Below are 16,889 nucleotides of genomic sequence, written 5' to 3' on the forward strand. Positions count from 1 at the left end.
CCACGGTGATGCAGCGCTCCAAGGGCCTGTTCGGGCCGTCCAACGCCGCCAACGTCCAGAACCTCTCCGCCGGCATCGGCAACTTCGCCGGCCAGGGTGCCCTCGTCCGCCAGCGCTGATCCCCACCCGAACCCCAGCCCCCCGGCCGGAGCGATCCGGCCGGGGTTTCCGCGTCAATCCGGGAAGCCGGCCAGCGCGCGCACCTCGGCCGGCGCGTGGCCGGCCTCGCGCAGGGAGCGCAGCGTCTGCGCCCGGTCGCGCTTGGCGAGACGCTCGCCGCGCTCGTTGGTCAGCAGGCCGTGGTGGTGCCACTCCGGCACGCGCAGCCCGAGCAGCGCCTGCAGCAGCCGGTGCAGGTGGGTGGCGAAGAACAGGTCCTCGCCGCGGGTCACCAGCGTGACGCCCTGCAGGTCGTCGTCCACGGTGACGCTGAGGTGATAGCTGGTCGGCGTGTCCTTGCGGGCCAGCACCACGTCGCCGAGGATCTCCGGAGTCGCCTCCTGCCAGCCGCGGCCGCGGTCGAACCAGCGCAAGGGCCCCACCCGCCGCGCCGCCGCCGCGACGTCGAGCCGCCACGCGTACGCTTCCCCCGCCGCCCTGCGGGCGGCGCGTTCGGAGTCGCCGAGATGGCGGCAGGTGCCCGGGTAGAGCGGCCCGTCCGGCCCGTGCGGCGCGTGGCCGGCGCGGGCGATCTCCGCGGCGACGTCCTTGCGGGTGCAGAAGCACGGGTAGACGACGCCCAGCGCCTGCAGGCGCCCGAGCGCCGCGCGGTAGTCGTCGAGATGGTCGGATTGCCGGCGCACCGGCGTGTCCCAGGCGAGGCCCAGCCACGCCAGGTCCTCCATCAGGTCCCGCTCGAACTCGGGACGGCAGCGCACCGGGTCGATGTCCTCGATGCGCAGGAGGAAGCGGCCCTGTACCGCGGTGGCCGCGCGCCAGCCGAACAGCGCCGAATGCGCGTGGCCCAGGTGCAGGTGTCCGGTCGGGCTGGGGGCGAAGCGGGTGACGGTCGTCATGCCGCTTCTATAGCCGATGCGGCCCGCCTCTCACAAATGGGGCCCCTCACGAACGGGCCCCTCACGAACGGGAGAGAGCGCCTGTTCAGATGTACGGGTTGTCGCGGATCGGCTCGACCGGGATGTCCTCGCCCTCGAGGTACAGGGCGAGCCGGCGGCGCAGTTCGCGATCGAAGGCCTCGATGCGCTGCTGGCGCGCCTTCTCTTCGCGCTCCTGGCGCTTCGCGGCAAGGCTGATGATCTGTGCAGTCATGGTGGCCCCCGTGGTCGTTGCCGCGACTGTGCCCGACCATGGTTAACGACCAGTAACCAAGCCCGCCGCTTTTGACCGTCTTGCCTCCGGGCACCCCATTTGTCACACCCCCACCCCTTTTTCTAGGGCGCCGGCCGGGCACCAACGGCGTGGCGAAAGCGTTACAAGGGCGTGAAGATTGTGCGGTGCGGCGGCGTTCCGCGACACGAGATGTTGAGATTATCCGCCTTATCGCTTATGTATCTGGTGCGCTCGGGGTCAGAGGCCGTGCGAGACGGAACGAGACGAGGGAGTGGCCATTGGCTCCACCACCCGATCACTGTCCGGCTCTGGTGCTGAACGCGGACTTCCGCCCGCTCAGCTATTTCCCCCTGTCGCTCTGGTCGTGGCAGGAGGCGGTGAAGGCGGTCTTCCTCGACCGCGTCAACATCATTTCCCAGTACGACCGGGTCGTCCGCTCCCCGAACTTCGAGATGCGCCTGCCCAGCGTCATCTCGCTGAAGGAGTACATCCCGGCGACCCGCCGGCCGGCGTTCACCCGCTTCAACGTGTTCCTGCGCGACCGCTTCAGCTGCCAGTACTGCGGCAAGCCGTTCCCGACCCAGGAGTTGACCTTCGACCACGTCGTCCCGCGCTCGCGCGGCGGGCGGACGACCTGGGAGAACGTCGTCACATCCTGTTCGGTGTGCAATCTGGCGAAGGGCAACCGGCTGCCGCACCATTGCGGCATGATCCCGCTCAGTCCGCCGTTCCAGCCGACGGCCTACGAGCTTCAAGAGAACGGACGCGCCTTCCCGCCAAACTTCCTGCACGAGAGTTGGCGGGATTTCCTTTACTGGGACACCGAACTGGATCCGGTGTGATCGCGCTCAGACCCGCTCGGCCACCCAGATCGCCGCGCGGGTGCACGCCCGGATGGCCCCGGACAGCAGCGGGTACGCGGGCGCCTGCTCCGCGCCGTTGGCGAGGCCGATGTCGCGGTGCTCCATCTCCTCGGCCTGGAACTTGAGGATCTTCTCCTCCAGGTCCGACTCCGCGGCGCCGAGGTGGTCGAGCTGGGCGGCGTAGTGGCCGTCGATGACCTCCTCCACCGCCACCGTGCAGGCCATCGCCGCGCGCTCGCCCATCAGCGCCGTCGCCGCGCCGAGCAGCCAGCCGCCGACGTGCCACAGCGGCTGCAGCGCCGTCGGGCGGACGCGGCGGGCGACCAGTTGCCCCTCGAAATAGCGCAGGTGCTCGCGCTCCTGGGCGGCCATGTGGCGCAACGTGCGGCCGTGCGGCCCCTTGCCCATGACGGCGAGCTGGCCCTCGTAGATGCGCTTGGCGCCGTACTCGCCGGCGTGGTCGACGCGGACGATGCGGGCGAGACGCTCCTGCGGGCGCGGGTCGCCGGGCAGTGCGCCGCGCGCCGGCTTGCGGGGGACGGGGGCGGCGGGAGCGGTCATGCGGCGACTTCCGAACGGCCGGCGCCGCGGTAGGCCACCCGCGCCGCGAGGAAGGCGAAGGCGGACAGCGCCAGCGAGACGACCACGTTGTAGCCGGCCATGGTGATGCCGAACAGCTCCCACTGGATCTCGTCGCAGCGCACGACGGGCGCCTTCATGACCTGGGCGCGCAGGTCCTCCAGCGTCAGCGCCGCGCCGCCCGCCGCGCCGCAGGCCGAGGTGCCGGCCCACCAGTGGTGCTCGACGCCGACGTGGTAGGTCGCGATGCCGGCGTTGGCGAGCAGCGCCAGCCCGCTGGCCACCAGCAGCGCGTCGCCCAGGCCGCGCCAGCGCGGGAAGCCCAGCGTGATGAGGCCGAAGCCGAGCACGGCGGCGTAGGGCACGCGCTGGTACAGGCACAGGATGCACGGCTGATAGCCGAACCCGTACTGGAAGACGAACGCGGCGCCGAGCACCCCGGCGCTGGCGAGCGCCAGCAGGGCGGCCGGCAGGCGGGGATCGATGAGGGTGAGGCGATGCAGCATGGCGCCTTCGATATAGCGCGGCGCGGCGCGTTGCGCCAGTTGCCGCGCGAGCATCCGCGCATCCTTTGCGATTGACCGGGGCGGTCGGGTCTGTATGATCGCCGCACCATTCATCCCGTGCCCCAGTGGCGGAATGGTAGACGCGGCAGACTCAAAATCTGTTGCCGGCAACGGCGTGCTGGTTCGAGTCCGGCCTGGGGCACCACTCTCCTTCTGCGGCTATCGCGCTCACTCCAGCGCGGGCCGCGCCTTTCCATTGCCCAGACCGGGGGCGATCTCCGCCAGGATCTCGTAGGAGCGCAGCCGCGCGCCATGATCGTGGATGGCCGCGGCCACCATCAGCTCATCGACTCCGGTCAGCGCGAGGAAGTCCTCCAGCCCGCGCCGCACCGTGTCCGGCCCGCCGACGAACGAGCAGGCCAGCATGCCCTGCACGCGCACCTTCTCCAGCGGCGACCAGTACGATTCGATGTCGTCGATCGGCGGCGGCAGCTGGCCGCGCGTGCCGCGAAACATGTTGGTGAACGCCTGCTGCGCCGAGGTGAAGAGGCGGCGCGCCTCCGCGTCGGTGTCCGCGGCGATGACGTTCACGCCGGCCATCGCGTAGGGGCGCCGCGACTGCTGCGACGGTGTGAAGGACGAGCGGTAGAGCGGCAGCGCCTGCATCAGGGCGTCGGGCGCGAAGTGCGACGCGAACGCGTAGGGCAGCCCAAGCGCCGCCGCCAGCTGGGCGCCGAACAGGCTGGAGCCGAGGATCCACAAGGGCACGTTCAGCCCGGTCCCCGGCACCGCCTGCACCCGCTGGCCCGGCTGCAGGGGGCCGAGCAGGGCCTGCAGCTCCAGCACGTCCTGCGGGAAGTGCTCGGCGACCTCCGGATCCCGGCGCAGCGCCCGCAGCGTCGTCTGGTCGGTGCCCGGCGCCCGGCCCAGGCCCAGGTCGATGCGTCCGGGGAACAGCGATTCCAGCGTGCCGAACTGCTCCGCGATGACCAGCGGCGCGTGGTTCGGCAGCATGATGCCGCCGGCGCCCACGCGGATGCGGCGCGTGCCGGCCGCCACGTGGCCGATGACCACGGACGTGGCGGCGCTGGCGATGCCGACCATGTTGTGGTGCTCGGCCAGCCAGTAGCGGTGATAGCCCCAGCGCTCGGCGTGCTGCGCCAGGTCGAGCGTGTTGCGCAGGGCGTCGGCCGGCGTCGCGCCGAGCGGCACCGGGGCGAGGTCGAGAATGGAGATCGGCGGCATGCGGGGTCCTCACCACCAGGGGAATCAGGGCTGGCGCCCGCCATCACTTAGGCCGGCCCGCCCGCTTCGCCAACCGGGCGGCGGGAAGCGCTGGATTGCGTCGGCTGCCCCTTGAAGGGCGCACGCGAACCGGACACCTTCTTCATCCTCGACCATCCGAAGAGGTACCCATGGACTCCGCGACCGACGGCCGGCCCACCCAACTGGCGGCGAACAAGTGCTTCGGCGGCTGGCACAAGCGGTTCCGCCACCACTCGGCGGCGCTCGGCTGCGACATGGTGTTCGCCGCCTACCTGCCGCCGCAGGTGGAGGCGGGCAAGCGGGTGCCGGTGCTCTACTGGCTGTCGGGCCTCACCTGCACCGACGAGAACTTCATGCAGAAGGCCGGCGCCATGCGCACGGCCGCCGAACTCGGCATCGCCATCGTGGCCCCCGACACCAGCCCGCGCGGCCCCGACGTGCCCGGCGACCCCGACGGCGCGTGGGACTTCGGGCTGGGCGCCGGCTTCTACGTCAACGCCGTGCAGGAGCCGTGGGCGCGGCACTACCGCATGCACGACTACGTGGTGTGGGAACTGCCGGAGCTGGTGGAGACCATGCTGCCCACCACCGGCCGGCGGGCGGTCTCCGGCCACTCCATGGGCGGACACGGCGCGCTGGTCTGCGCGCTGCGCAACCCCGGCCGCTACCGCTCGGTCTCGGCCTTCGCGCCGATCGTCAACCCGGCGGCCGTGCCCTGGGGCGAGAAGGCGTTCGGCCGCTTCTTCGGGCCGGACCGTTCGCGGTGGCTGGAGTGGGACAGCTGCGCCCTGATCGCCGGCGCGCAGGAACGCCTGCCGCTGCTGATCGACCAGGGCGACGCCGACAGCTTCCTGGAGACGCAGCTGAAACCCGACACCCTGCGCCGGGCCGCCGAGGCGGCCGGGCATCCGCTGACGCTGCGGATGCAGCCGGGCTACGACCACAGCTACTTCTTCATCTCCAGCTTCATCGACGACCACCTGCGCCACCACGCGGCGGCGCTGGGCTGACTCCGGCGGCCCCAGCCTTGAGCCGCTATTGCGGGGTAGATCGCGCCGCGCATCCTACGGCTGGGGGCCCTCCTCTGCTTCGCGGCGCGATGGGCTTAGGGACGCTCTACTCGGCAAGCCTAGACAGATCGACGCCGCCGTCTGTACCGATGCCGCGCCTTGCCACGGAAGCGACCGGCGCGCTCTCCCGATGAGCGCTGCCGACGGCGAAAACCCGCATGATATGACTGGGCATCCCGTCACGAACGCTGGAGCCACCCCATGGTGAACGCGAGCCTGCGCGGAGTGTCCCTGCCCGAAGCGGAACGAGCCCTCGCCAGCGTCTGGTGCCGTGTCGAGGAATACGGCGTGGACGCGCCGCGGCTGCGCTTCGGCTTCCGCCGCGACGGCAGCGTCACCATCCGCTTCTCCTTCTCCGATCCGGCGGCCGCCCATCTGGTGCTCAACGGCCTCGACGCCCGGACGCCGAAAGCCCCGGCGGCACGAGGCCACCGGGGCTGAGGGGCGGTGCCCGCGGGACGGCGCTTTTCGCCGCCCCGGCGGAGACCCGTCGTCAGTGGATGTAGACGGCGTCCACGTGCGGCTGGTCCATGACCAGCGTGTGCGTGGCGTCCACCGTCGCCAGCTCGAACGACGCGGCCGAGGCGGTCGCCGTGGTCGCCGCCGCGAGGGTCGGGGCGGACTGCGCGACCAGATGGTCGTAGACGTCGAGCTGGGCCGCGGCGGCCGTCGCCGCCGGGAAGTAGGACTTGTCGGCGTTCACCACCAGCGTGCCGTCCCACCACATGCCCGACTGGCCGGCGATCACGTCCTGCCCGTCCAGCGCGTACTTGTCGTAGGTGACGATCGACGCCGTCGGCGCCACCGCCTTGCCGTTGATGGTGATCTTGTTGACGATCAGGTTGCGGTCCTGGCCGTTGATCAGGGCGTCGTTGTCGAACTGCACCTGCACCTTGTGCGCCTGGTCGGCGGTCACGCTGGAGTTGAAGGTGAAGTCCTTGGCCGTGCTGCCGGCGGTGCCCTCGCCCACCTTCTTGCCGTCGATCAGCAGGTTGAAGTGGGCATCGACGCCGCCCGCCGCGTTGCCCTGCGCGTTCACCGTGATGGTCGAGCCGGCGGTGGTCGTGGTCGAGCTGGACGAAGCGCTGCCCGTCGGGAAGTAGCTGGCCGGCAGGCTGGCCACCAGCGTGCCGTTCCACCACATGCCCTGCTGGCCGGCAACCACGTCCCGGCCGTCCAGCGCGCCCTTGTCGTAGGTGACCATGCTGCTGGTCGGGCCGAAGGACTGGCCGTTCACCGTGAACTTGTTGACGTACAGGTCGCGGGAACCGACGTCGTTGTCGTACTGCACCTGCACCTTGTGGCCGGCGCCCAGCGCGGCGGTGGTGGTGAAGGCGTAGTCCTTGGCCGTGGTGGTGGCCATGGCCTCGCCGATCTTCACGCCATCGACCAGCACCTTGAAGTGTGCGTTCACGCCGGCGTAGGTGGTGCCGTTCGCGTTGATGACGATGGTGGACGTCCCGGCGGTCGGCGTCGTGGGAGTCGGCGACGTGGGCGTGGTCGGCGTCGTGGGAGTGGGCGACGTCGGCGTGGTCGTGGTGGTCGTCCGGTACTCGTAGGCACCGATGTCCACCGCACCCTCGCGGGCGAGGCCGCTCAGGTCGTAGGTCGGCGCGCTGGTCGAGGTGCCGGCGTTGATCGCCGGCGAGCCGGCCGCCAGGTGGTAGTCGCCGCCGCCGGTGGCGACGTAGTTCACGAACTTCGGATCGGCGCTGATGGTGCCGGTCGCCGTGCCGTTCTTCAGGATCCAGTTGGTGCCGTTGCCGTACACCAGGTTGTTGGAATAGGTGTTGTGCGTGCCGACCTCGCCGTAGGTCTCCAGGCCCTTGGAGTTGGCGTACAGGATGTTGTTCGACACCTGCGTGTAGTCGTTCGGCCCGCTGCTCTTGTAGTGGTCGCCCGCGCCGATCATGATGCCGGCGCCGTTCGCCTCGAAGATCGTGTTGTTGACGATCTTCAGGTTGGTCGCGTCGTGCCAGGTGGTCACGCCGTCGCCGACGATCTGGTAGATCAGGTTGCCCTTCACCTCGCCGCTGGTCGCCATGTAGACGCCGTGGATCAGGCTGCTGCTCTGGTTGGCCATGCCGATGTTGTAGACGGTGTTGTTCAGCATCTTGATGTTCGAGCCGCCGTAGTAGCCGTCGCCCATGATGCCGGCGCCGCCCTGGCCGGTGTTGGCCGCGCTCCAGGCGGTGCTGTCGCGCACGATGTCGTGCACCTTCATGTTCTGCACCACCGAGTTGGAGCCGGTGGTGTAGACGCCGAACAGCCAGCGGGTGCCGGCGCTCTGGCCGGAGCCGTCGATCTCGAAGCCGTCGATGGTGACGTTGGAGCCGCGGTTGTCCCAGGCCTCGATGCGGCCGTTGCTGGAGCCGGGGACGATCTTGGCGCCCCACTTCACGTCGGAGACGTAGGTGATGTCGCTCTTCGTCGTCTGGAAGCCACCCTGGTAGGTGCCGGACGCCACGTGCACGGTGGAGCCGGACGAAGCCGCCTGCGAGGCCTTCAGGATGGTGCGGAAGGGCGAATCCTTGGTGCCGGTGTTGGAGTCGGAACCGGTCGTCGAGACGTAGAAATCAGCCATAGCTCAAGTGTTCCTTTGCTGAAGGGGGGCGTGCGTCGGACGCAAGCCCCCCGATCGGGAGCGCGGCGGCATCCCGATGAGCGCCCTTTCGGGCGCATCCGGTGTGGGTATGGAGGGGCATGCGCCCCGGTCCCGGCTGCTTCGCTCCGGGATCCCCGGCCGGCACGTCAGGGCTGCGTCAGGGCAACCGGCCGACGGGCGGCGGGGACAGCATGTTCAGGCGAGCTCAGGTCCGGTGCGCATGGCCGGCATCTCCATGGTGTTGGTCCCACAGAAGCCGCCGTTCGTTTGCGCGGCTCCATTCGTGTTACCACCATAGTCCGAGGGCATGGGGCGAAAGTCAGACAAATTAGAGAGACATTTTAGGGAAATTGTCGCAATCGCGCCGCACGTTGCTGCCGCGCCACACTCATCTGGCCCAAAGGCCTATGGCGGCGGTCAGAAGACGGTCAGGTGGCGGGAACGCGGGTGCGCGCGGCGGAGCGGCCCTGGCGCAGGCGCGCGTGCTCGGCGGTGCGGGCGCGCTCCAGCTCGATGCGAGTGCGCGCGGCGACGCGCATCAGGCGGTCGGTGGCGTCGAGCAGCTGGTCGTAGCTGTCCGGCGAGCTTTCCGTAAGAAAGGAATCGAACACCGCGAGAAAAGACGCGATCTCGCTGCTGACCCGCCGGCGCAGGTCCGGGTCGATGCCGGCCGTGGCCGGCGCTTCCCTGGCGGGCGCATCCGCGGCGGGCGGTTCGGCGCGGGCCGGCGTCTCGGCTGGGCGGCTGTCCGGCGGCGGCGTGCGGCGCGGTCGCGCGGCGGCGGGCACCGGCCGGTCGTCGTCGCCCGCGGTCGCCGGGCGGTTCACGATGTAGCGGATGGCCGGGCCGGTGCAGCCGTAGTCGCGGGCGATGCTCGCCAGCGATTCCCCACCCGCGTGGCGGGCGCGGATCGCCGGCCATTCCTGGTGGGGAATTTTCCCTTTTTCCCGTCGGTTTGCCATGTTCGCGAGCCCAGCGCGGGTGCAGTCATCGCCGGGGCGACGGTCGCCCCGGATCCGCGCGCGCCCTTTTTCTCAAATAACATGGAGCCTTTTATTATTCCACGTCTTTTTGCCCCGCTTCGGCTTAGCCGGCGGTGGCCGTTTCGGGAAGGGTCTCGTAGGTCAGCTGCTGCACGGTGTCGGGCCCGAGGTTGAACAGCGCGTCGAGGATGCTCAGGCCGGACACGAAGCCGCCCTGGTGCTGCAGGTAGGGGCGCGGCTTGTACTCACGCACGCAGAGATCGAGTCCGGCCGCGGCGAATTTCTCCGGATGCTGGTAGTTCTGCCCGCCGGCGCCGGAGACGTAGGTGTCGCCGCCCACCGCCTTGACCAGCTCGATCAGCCGGTCGTCGCTGGACTGCGACACGCCGTAGGCGCTGGACAGCTCGAACCGGCAGGCCAGCCCGAGATAGCCGGCGATCAGCGTCACCGCGTTCATGTTGAACTGCGCCAGGCTCTCGGTCGGAAAGCCGTAGATCGCCTCCACCAGCGCCATCACCGCGGCGAAGAACGGCGCCTTGCGGTAGGTGTGGAACAGCGTCGCCTGGTGTTTGCGGCGCCAGTCCTCGTCGGCGAAGCGGACGTCCTTGATGAGCTGCCGCTCCTCACGCCGGATCGGCGCCGACAGCCAGACGCCGTCGGGCTGCGCGTGGACCCGGCTGCGGTGGACGTAGCTGCGCCCCTGCGGCAGTTGCACATCGTCGAGGAAGATGAAGACGTCCGCGCTGGCCAGCTTCGCGAAATAGCCGAGCCACGGGATGTAGTTCGGCTGATGCGCAGCAACTTTCATGGCAGGACGATGCTCCCCTGTGGATCGTCTGTGTCAGATGCGGAATCGCCGCTCCTCCCCCCCGAGCAGAGCGGCGAACACCTTGGGAAAGTTCCGGGTCATGTAGCGGCGCAGCTGGTCGGTGCGGCGGTCGCTGAGGTGCTGCCAGAACTCGGTGATGGTCTCCACCTCGCACCACCATTCGGGGTGCAGGAGGAGCTGCAGGCGCGGCCGCCCCTCGTCCAGCCATCCCGTCAGGGTGTCGTGGAAGGCGAGGCTGCGGCGCGAGTCCGACAGGTAGGAATCGGCGTCGAAGATGCGGTCGTCGTAGGCGTTGACGAAGGCGTCGTACCGGCGCCCCAGCACCTCGGGCGAGGGCCGGTGGAAGCTGACGGCGCGGTCCATCGGCGCGATGCGGCCGGTCACCCAGTCGAAGGTGTCGGCGATCGCGCGCTCGTCGGCGCCGATCAGCAGCTCGTCGATGTGCAGGCCGACGCAGTGCCCCATGGCCCGCAGCCGGGCGACGATGTCCAGCGTTTCCGGGACGAAGAAGGAATAGGTCTCGGCGTTGAGCTGGAAGAAGAAGTTCCCGCGCACGCCGTGCTCGTGCTCGATCTCGCCCAGGCGCAGCGCCATCGGCGTGGAGATATCGACGTCGTGCCGAAGGTAGAACGCCCGCTCGCCGGCCGCACCGAACGGTTCGTCGATGCGGGCGAAGCCATAGCCACGCTCCTGCGCCCGGGTCAGAATGGCGCGGAAGGTCGCTTCCCCGAACCGCGGACGCTCGCCGGCATCCGCCAGTCCGCCCACCAGTCCGGCGGCGGGCGACAGCGCGTGGCTCTCGTTCATGTCCTTCATCGCACCCCCGTCTTATCGAGAACGCGGGCCGCACGGATGGCGGCAGCGCGTTCGGCTGAACCTATTACCCACGGCAGGCTCGGACAAGAAGAGAAAAAGACGGATACCAAAAGACGAGCATCACACCGCAAAAAGGGCAGCGCCGGCGAAGGAGGATGACGCGGCGCGCCCGCGGCCGGGCGGGTCACCCGCACGAACCCCGGTGAATACGTATACATCTTTGTAATGTAATGATTTTTCCTGGACTTCCGGTCCATCGCAGCGTCGGCGGAACCGGGGTAATGACGCTTTGCCAAAGCAGAGTACCACGTCCATCACCTTCCTTCGCTGCGGAAATGTTGAGAAGATCGCCCCAAATTAAGAAAGCATAACACCAGACGCAGCTGGCCGGCGAGGATCGCCCCGAACGCCGGACCGGTACGACAGCGCGCGGCCTGGGTCACTGTGGTCGGACGCCAAAGGAGGTCATGACGTGTCGTTCAGCGTGTCCCTCACTCAGCACGCATCGGGGGCCAAGCCCGGTGGGACGGGTGTGTCCTGCTACCCCAACGAGATTCCGTCCTTCGCCGGCCCGGAACTGGCGCGCCTGTACGGCCACATCCATTCCTCCCCGGCGTTCTTCGAGACGTCGCGGCCGATGGACAACGTCAGCACCTACGTCGCGCGCGCCGACGGCGAGATCTCCGCGGTCCTCGTCTTCCGCCTCGCGGGCGGCGTGGCGGACGTGCTGAACGAGTTCATCGTCATCGACACGCAGGAGGTGCGCCGGTTCGCCGACTGCATCTTCGCCAACTTTCCCACGGCGCGGGCGATCCGCTTCCAGGCCGTGCAGACCGACGCGTCGGCGCTGCCCTACCCGGTCCAGGTCCACAATTCCAAGGAGAACTGGATCATCACGCTGCCGGCCAGCGCCGCCGAGTACACGGCGGGCCTGGGCAAGGCGACGCGCGAGAAGATCAAGCGGTGCGCCAAGAAGGTCGCCCGCGACCTGCCCACCTACGGCTACGAGTTCCGCGAGCGCGAGACCATCCGCGAGGAGGACGTCCGCGACCTGATCCGGCTGAGCCAGGCGCGCATCACCTCGAAGGGAAAGCTGTTCGGCATCGACGAAGCGGAGACCCAGCGCATCCTGCGCATGGCGCGTCGCTGCGGCGTGATGAACCTGACCCGCGTGGACGGGCGGCTGTGCGCCGGCATGATCACCTATCACATCGGCGAGGACTTCCTGACCGAGGTGATCGCGCACGACCCGGCCTACAACGACTACAGCCTCGGCCAGCTCTGCTACCACACCACCATCTGCGAGAGCATCGCGCGCGGCGCGCGGCGCTTCCACCTGGGCGGCGGGCGCGAGGAGTACAAGGCGCGGATGCTCGGCGTGCGGCAGGACATGGACCGGCTGGTCATCCACCGCTCGGCCGCGCACATGGCGCTGAACGCGCCGCTGGTGGTCCGCACCGCCGCCGCCGGTCGGGTGCGCCGGGCGAAGGTGTGGATGCTGGCCAACCCGGACAGCCGGGTCACGCGCGCCGTCTTCACCACCCTCGCCGCCGTCCGGCGCCTGCGGGGGCGCTGAGGTTTGCCCGGACTTTGGCCCACACGCCGGCACCGTCACGAACCAGGGGAACCTGCATGAACCACCACACCGGGACTTTACCGAACGGTCTGCCGCTGGCGTGCGTCATGGGCAGCATGGACCTCCTGCGGCCGCTCGCCCTGGCGGGCTACCCCTGCGCGGCGCTGGGCCGCCCCGACAACCCGACGCTCGCGTCCCGGTACGCGCGGACCACGCTGTCCTGGGACGACGCCGCCACCGAGCCCGAGGCCCTGGTCGAGAAGCTGGTGGCGTTCGGCCTGCAGCAGGACCAGCCGCCGGTGCTGTTCTACGAGGAGGACTCGCAGCTCCTCATGATCTCCCGCTACCGAAGCCATCTGGCGCGGGCGTTCCGCTTCGTGATCGCGGATGCCGGGCTGGTCGAGGATCTGGTGGACAAGTCGCGCTTCCGCCTGCTGGCCGAGCGCCTGGACCTGCCGGTGCCGAAGACGCGCCTGCTGCGCCCCGCCGCCATGGACGAGGCGCCGGACCTCGACCTGCGCTTTCCCGTCATCATCAAGCCGACCCGCCGCACCCGGGCGTGGCTGGCGATGGGCGAGGCCGGCAAGGCGCACCAGGTCGACAGCCCGGCCGGGCTGCGCGCGCTGTGGCCGCAGCTCGCCGCCGGCGGGCAGGACCTGCTGGCGCAGGAGATGATCCCCGGCCCGGAATCCCGCATCGAGAGCTACCACGTGTTCGTCGACCACGAGGGCGCGATCGCCGGCGAGTTCACCGGCCGCAAGATCCGCACCTATCCCGAGGCCTACGGGCACACCACGGCGCTTATCATCACCGACGAGGCGGACGTGGCGGCGCTCGGCCGCGACCTGACGCGCCGGCTCGACCTGCGCGGGGTGGCCAAGTTCGACTTCAAGCGCGCGCCGGACGGCTCGCTGCATCTGCTGGAGGTCAACCCGCGCTTCAACCTCTGGCATCTGGCCGGCGCGCTGGCCGGGGTCAACCTGCCGGCGCTGGTCTACGCGGACCTGCTCGGCCTGCCGCGCCCGGCGGTGCGGCGCGCACGGGCCGGCGTGGAGTGGTGCCACATGGTGAACGACTTCGCCGCCGCCCGCGCCTCCGGCACGCCGCTGGCCGCCTGGGCGCTGTGGGCGCTGCGCTGCGACGGCAAGTCGGCGATGGCCTGGGACGACCCGATGCCCCTGCTGCGCGGCGCCTGGCGCCGTTTCGCGGCGCGCCGGACGGCGACGCGCGACACGACGGCGACCCCGGCGCGGGGCTGACACGGCAACGCCCTCCCCATCGCGGGGAGGGCCTCACAACACAGCGAAACGGCTGTGACGGCAGACCCATCAAGCCCCTCCACGCCAGCGGCGTGGGGGTTTCGGCGTTTGCCGGGCGCATAACAAAAGATGGGGAGGCGACACCATGAAATTTGCCCTGAAGGCGCTCGCCCGTTACGCCAACAGCGTGCGGGCGAACGGGCTGCGCGGCACGTTCGAGAACGCCGCGGCCCTGATCGATGACCTGCGCTTCGACCGCATCCACGGCACCGAGACGGCGCAAGGCGTACCGCTCGACGCGCTGGTGGTCCGCGGCCGCAACAAGCACCTGGGCGTCGAGTACACGCCGACGCGGGTGCGCGCGTTCCACAAGCTGATGGCACACCTCAAGCCGCCGGTGGGCGGCGTGTTCGTCGATTTCGGCTGCGGCAAGGGCCGCGTTCTGTGCGCCGCCGCCGCCTACCCGTTCCGCCGCATCGTCGGCGTCGAATTCGCGCCGGAACTCGCCGCCATCTGCCGGACCAACGTCGCCGTCTACCGCCGCTCCGTCAAGTCGGGGGCCGAGATCGTCGTCATCGAAGGCGACGCCGCCGAGTACCGCTTCGCCGGCGACGAGGACATGATCTTCCTGTTCAACCCGTTCCTTCCGGCGGTGATGGCGGCGGTGCTCGGCAACCTGCACCGCTCCCTGCGCGCGCACCACCGCGTCGTCCTGCTGATCGTCTCCAACCCCGACGCGCTGGCCCCGGTGCTGGCGGAGGACGCCCTCCTGCGGAAGATCGACGAATACGCCTACGGCAGCTCACGGTTCTTCATCTATTCCAACGCCCCCACCTGAAGAGAAAAGCCCCCCTCCCGCGGGAGAGGGGCTTCAGTCCGGGATGGAGCCTTATCCCCGCAGGACGGCCAGCACCTGGTCGCAGGCGTATTCGGCCTCCTCGTCGGTGATCTCGCCGCAGATCGGCAGGCTGAGGATGCGCGTGGCGGCCCGCTCCGCGTTCGGCAGCGCCTCGCCGCCGAGGTAACGGAAGGCCGGCTGCTGGTGCAGCGGGCACGGGTAGTGCACGCCGGTCTCGACGCCCAGCGCCGCCAGCGCCGCGGCGGTCTTCTGCTGGTCGTCCACCTCGATGACGTAGAGGTGGTAGACGGACTCCGCGCCCTCCGGCGCCTCGATCACCTTGACGCCGGCCGGCTTCAGGCGGCTGTCGTAATAGGCGGCGATGCGCCGGCGCCGTTCGGTCCATTCCCGCAGGTGCGGCAGCTTCACCGACAGCAGCGCCGCCTGCAAGCCGTCCAAACGCTGGTTGTAGCCGACGATGTCGTGCTCGTACTTCGACAGGCGGCCGTGGTCGGCGAGCTTGCGGATGCGCTCGGCGAGCTGAGCGTCGCTCGTCGCCACCGCCCCGGCGTCGCCGAGCGCGCCCAGGTTCTTGCCGGGGAAGAAGCTGAAGCTGCCGGCGGTGCCGATGCTGCCCACCATGCGCCCCTTGTAGGTGGCGAGGTGCGCCTGCGCGCAGTCCTCGATCACCGCGAGGCCGTGAGCCCTGGCAAGGTCCAGGATCGCGTCCATGTCCGCCGGCGTGCCGTAGATGTGCACGGGGATGATCGCCCGCGTGCGCGGCGTGATGCGCCGTTCGGCGTCCTTGGGGTCGAGGGTGTAGGTGTCCGGGTCGATGTCGCAGAACACCGGCGTGGCGCCGACGTGGCACACCGCCTCGCCGGTGGCGATGAAGGTGTGGGAGGGGACGATCACCTCGTCGCCCGGCCCGACGCCCGCCGCCTCCAGCGCCAGCGCCACCGCGGCGGTGCCGTTGGCGCAGCCGACGACGTGCGGCGCCTGGATCGCGTCCGCGAACGCCGCCTCGAACGCGGTCACGTGCGGCCCCTTGATGAAGCCGCGCGAGTCCAGCACCGCCTCGAACGCGGCCACGAGGTCGGGGCGCAGCCGTTCGATCTGGCGGGCGAGGTTGACGAAGGGGATCTTCTGGAGCGTGGTCAGGCTCACGGGTGCACTCCGAGCTGGGGCATCAGTCCGAGGGGAGAGACCTGGGGCCGGAAGCGCATCCGGACCTCCTGGTTGGTGGCGATGGATTCGTAGATGGCCGACAGCAGGTAGAGCGACTTGTAGCCCTCCAGCCCGTCCACCAGCGCGCGGCCGCCGTTGTGGATGCTGTCCACCACGTTGTTCAGGTAGTGCTTGTGGCCGAAGCCGTAGACGTCCGGCGGCGTCTCGCGGCACTCGCGCACGATGGCCTCGTCCTCGGGGCCCTGGTCCACGAACTGCCACGTCTTCATCTCGTTGACCGCGAAGCCGCCGATCTCGACCGTGCCGCGCTCGCCGAGGATGGAGATGGAGCCCTCCAGGTCCTTCGGCCGGGTCGCCGTGGTCGCCTCGACGACGCCGAGCGCCCCGCTGGCGAACTTGATCAGCGCGACGCCGGTGTCCTCCGCCTCGATGTCGACCAGCGCGGTGCGCGCCTTGGCGAACACCGTCTCCGGCTCGCCCAGCAGCCATTCCAGCAGGTCCACGTGGTGGCTCGCCTGGTTGGCGAAGACGCCGCCGTCGAGCGCCCAGGTGCCGCGCCACTTCGCTTGGTCGTAGTACGACTGGGGCCGGCACCAGCGCACCCGCACCGTGCCCATGACGATCTTGCCGAAGCGGCCCTGCTCCAGCGCCTGGCGCAGGCGGACGACCGGGAGGTTGAAGCGGTTCTGCTTGACGACGAACAGCTTGACGTTGGCGGCGTCGCAGGCGCGGATCATCGCCTCGGCGTCGGCCAGCGTCAGCGCCATCGGCTTCTCGACCACGATGTGCTTGCCGTATCGGGCGAGGTCGATGGTGTGGCGGGCGTGGTTGCCGCTCTCGGTGAGCACGCTGACCACGTCGATCTTGCCGCCCATCTCCTGCATCATCTGATGGTAGTCGGCGAAGGCCGGGACGCCGTATTCCTTGGCGAAGAGCTGGCGGCGGGATTCGTCGATCTCCGCCACGGCGGCCAGGGTCGCCCCGTTGATCTGCCCTTGCAACAGCAGATCGGCGTGCCGCTTGGCGATGCGCCCGCAGCCGACCAAAGCAAATGCCGTCATCCGCATTCCCTCCCAGTGCGTGATAGCGGCCGATGCTATTATGTTTTTTATCGCCAGAAACAAAAGAAGCTGGAGTAAGAGACCGCGCAGAAGGGGTGCCCCGGCCCGACGGAGGGAGAGGCACGAATGGCCGTCGGGGAACGGGGCTGGTCGGGGTAGC

Annotated in this window: 17 protein-coding genes and 1 tRNA gene; 7 read left to right on the plus strand and 11 right to left on the minus strand. The window is 69.7% G+C overall.

Going from position 1 to position 16,889, the window contains the following annotated elements; all coding sequences use genetic code 11:
* Nucleotides 1–173 precede the first annotated feature (173 nt).
* Together gluQRS and ACRWK7_RS08635 are read right to left on the minus strand one after the other, a co-directional pair.
* Nucleotides 174–1,016: a tRNA glutamyl-Q(34) synthetase GluQRS gene (gene gluQRS, locus ACRWK7_RS08630; protein WP_431855800.1), complete on the minus strand. Its 843-nt coding sequence runs from the start codon at nucleotides 1,014–1,016 to the stop codon at nucleotides 174–176.
* 85 nt (nucleotides 1,017–1,101) lie between these two features.
* Complete coding sequence (locus ACRWK7_RS08635) at nucleotides 1,102–1,269, minus strand: hypothetical protein (RefSeq protein ID WP_199229579.1); 168 nt, start codon at nucleotides 1,267–1,269, stop codon at nucleotides 1,102–1,104.
* Nucleotides 1,270–1,568: 299 nt separating this feature from the next.
* On the opposite strand from ACRWK7_RS08635, the gene ACRWK7_RS08640 reads away from it, so the two are divergent.
* Nucleotides 1,569–2,132: an HNH endonuclease gene (locus ACRWK7_RS08640; RefSeq protein WP_431855801.1), complete on the plus strand. Its 564-nt coding sequence runs from the start codon at nucleotides 1,569–1,571 to the stop codon at nucleotides 2,130–2,132.
* Nucleotides 2,133–2,138: 6 nt separating this feature from the next.
* On the opposite strand, the gene ACRWK7_RS08645 is transcribed toward ACRWK7_RS08640, so the two are convergent.
* Nucleotides 2,139–2,714 (minus strand): demethoxyubiquinone hydroxylase family protein, encoded by a 576-nt coding sequence (locus ACRWK7_RS08645; protein ID WP_431855802.1) that lies wholly within the window; start codon nucleotides 2,712–2,714, stop codon nucleotides 2,139–2,141.
* Nucleotides 2,711–3,292, minus strand: coding sequence for a disulfide bond formation protein B (locus tag ACRWK7_RS08650; RefSeq protein WP_431855803.1), 582 nt, complete (start codon nucleotides 3,290–3,292; stop codon nucleotides 2,711–2,713). The genes ACRWK7_RS08645 and ACRWK7_RS08650 overlap by 4 nt, the downstream gene beginning before the upstream one ends.
* A gap of 65 nt (nucleotides 3,293–3,357) precedes the next feature.
* Between ACRWK7_RS08650 and ACRWK7_RS08655 the strand changes: the two genes are divergently transcribed.
* Nucleotides 3,358–3,443: transfer RNA gene (locus ACRWK7_RS08655), tRNA-Leu, on the plus strand.
* Nucleotides 3,444–3,466: 23 nt separating this feature from the next.
* Here the strand turns inward: ACRWK7_RS08655 and ACRWK7_RS08660 are convergent.
* Nucleotides 3,467–4,483, minus strand: coding sequence for an LLM class flavin-dependent oxidoreductase (locus ACRWK7_RS08660; protein WP_431855804.1), 1,017 nt, complete (start codon nucleotides 4,481–4,483; stop codon nucleotides 3,467–3,469).
* A gap of 170 nt (nucleotides 4,484–4,653) precedes the next feature.
* Here ACRWK7_RS08660 and fghA point away from each other — a divergent pair, with 170 nt between their 5' ends.
* Both fghA and ACRWK7_RS08670 read left to right on the plus strand, forming a co-directional pair.
* Nucleotides 4,654–5,514, plus strand: coding sequence for an S-formylglutathione hydrolase (gene fghA / locus ACRWK7_RS08665; RefSeq protein WP_431855805.1), 861 nt, complete (start codon nucleotides 4,654–4,656; stop codon nucleotides 5,512–5,514).
* Between the two features lie 261 nt (nucleotides 5,515–5,775).
* The gene (locus ACRWK7_RS08670) at nucleotides 5,776–6,015 is read left to right on the plus strand and encodes a hypothetical protein (RefSeq protein ID WP_431855806.1); all 240 of its coding nucleotides are present in this window, start codon (nucleotides 5,776–5,778) and stop codon (nucleotides 6,013–6,015) included.
* 52 nt (nucleotides 6,016–6,067) lie between these two features.
* Here ACRWK7_RS08670 and ACRWK7_RS08675 read toward each other — a convergent pair whose 3' ends face one another.
* From ACRWK7_RS08675 to ACRWK7_RS08690, 4 genes are all read right to left on the minus strand, one after another.
* Entirely contained in the window at nucleotides 6,068–8,158 is a 2,091-nt protein-coding gene (locus ACRWK7_RS08675; protein ID WP_431855807.1) for a carbohydrate-binding domain-containing protein, read from the minus strand.
* A gap of 449 nt (nucleotides 8,159–8,607) precedes the next feature.
* Complete coding sequence (locus tag ACRWK7_RS08680; protein WP_431855808.1) at nucleotides 8,608–9,141, minus strand: hypothetical protein; 534 nt, start codon at nucleotides 9,139–9,141, stop codon at nucleotides 8,608–8,610.
* Between the two features lie 124 nt (nucleotides 9,142–9,265).
* Nucleotides 9,266–9,970, minus strand: a complete 705-nt coding sequence (locus tag ACRWK7_RS08685) for a WbqC family protein (RefSeq protein ID WP_431855809.1) — start codon at nucleotides 9,968–9,970, stop codon at nucleotides 9,266–9,268.
* A 33-nt stretch (nucleotides 9,971–10,003) separates the two neighbouring features.
* A complete protein-coding gene (locus tag ACRWK7_RS08690) occupies nucleotides 10,004–10,807 on the minus strand; it encodes a hypothetical protein (protein WP_431855810.1) in 804 nt (267 codons plus the stop codon).
* A 532-nt stretch (nucleotides 10,808–11,339) separates the two neighbouring features.
* On the opposite strand from ACRWK7_RS08690, the gene ACRWK7_RS08695 reads away from it, so the two are divergent.
* The 3 genes from ACRWK7_RS08695 to ACRWK7_RS08705 all read left to right on the plus strand — a co-directional run bounded on the left by ACRWK7_RS08695 (nucleotide 11,340) and on the right by ACRWK7_RS08705 (nucleotide 14,480).
* Nucleotides 11,340–12,383 carry a GNAT family N-acetyltransferase gene (locus ACRWK7_RS08695; protein WP_431855811.1) on the plus strand — a complete coding sequence of 348 codons (1,044 nt, stop codon included), beginning with the start codon at nucleotides 11,340–11,342 and terminating at the stop codon, nucleotides 12,381–12,383.
* Between the two features lie 56 nt (nucleotides 12,384–12,439).
* Nucleotides 12,440–13,642, plus strand: coding sequence for an ATP-grasp domain-containing protein (locus tag ACRWK7_RS08700; protein ID WP_431855812.1), 1,203 nt, complete (start codon nucleotides 12,440–12,442; stop codon nucleotides 13,640–13,642).
* A gap of 145 nt (nucleotides 13,643–13,787) precedes the next feature.
* Nucleotides 13,788–14,480: a class I SAM-dependent methyltransferase gene (locus tag ACRWK7_RS08705; RefSeq protein ID WP_431855813.1), complete on the plus strand. Its 693-nt coding sequence runs from the start codon at nucleotides 13,788–13,790 to the stop codon at nucleotides 14,478–14,480.
* Nucleotides 14,481–14,531: 51 nt separating this feature from the next.
* On the opposite strand, the gene ACRWK7_RS08710 is transcribed toward ACRWK7_RS08705, so the two are convergent.
* Together ACRWK7_RS08710 and ACRWK7_RS08715 are read right to left on the minus strand one after the other, a co-directional pair.
* Complete coding sequence (locus ACRWK7_RS08710; protein ID WP_431855814.1) at nucleotides 14,532–15,647, minus strand: DegT/DnrJ/EryC1/StrS family aminotransferase; 1,116 nt, start codon at nucleotides 15,645–15,647, stop codon at nucleotides 14,532–14,534.
* Nucleotides 15,644–16,729, minus strand: coding sequence for a Gfo/Idh/MocA family protein (locus ACRWK7_RS08715; RefSeq protein WP_431855815.1), 1,086 nt, complete (start codon nucleotides 16,727–16,729; stop codon nucleotides 15,644–15,646). Before ACRWK7_RS08715 ends, ACRWK7_RS08710 begins: the two co-directional genes overlap by 4 nt.
* Between the last annotated feature and the right edge of the window lie 160 nt (nucleotides 16,730–16,889).

The sequence above is a fragment of the Azospirillum sp. genome (assembly GCF_050789165.1).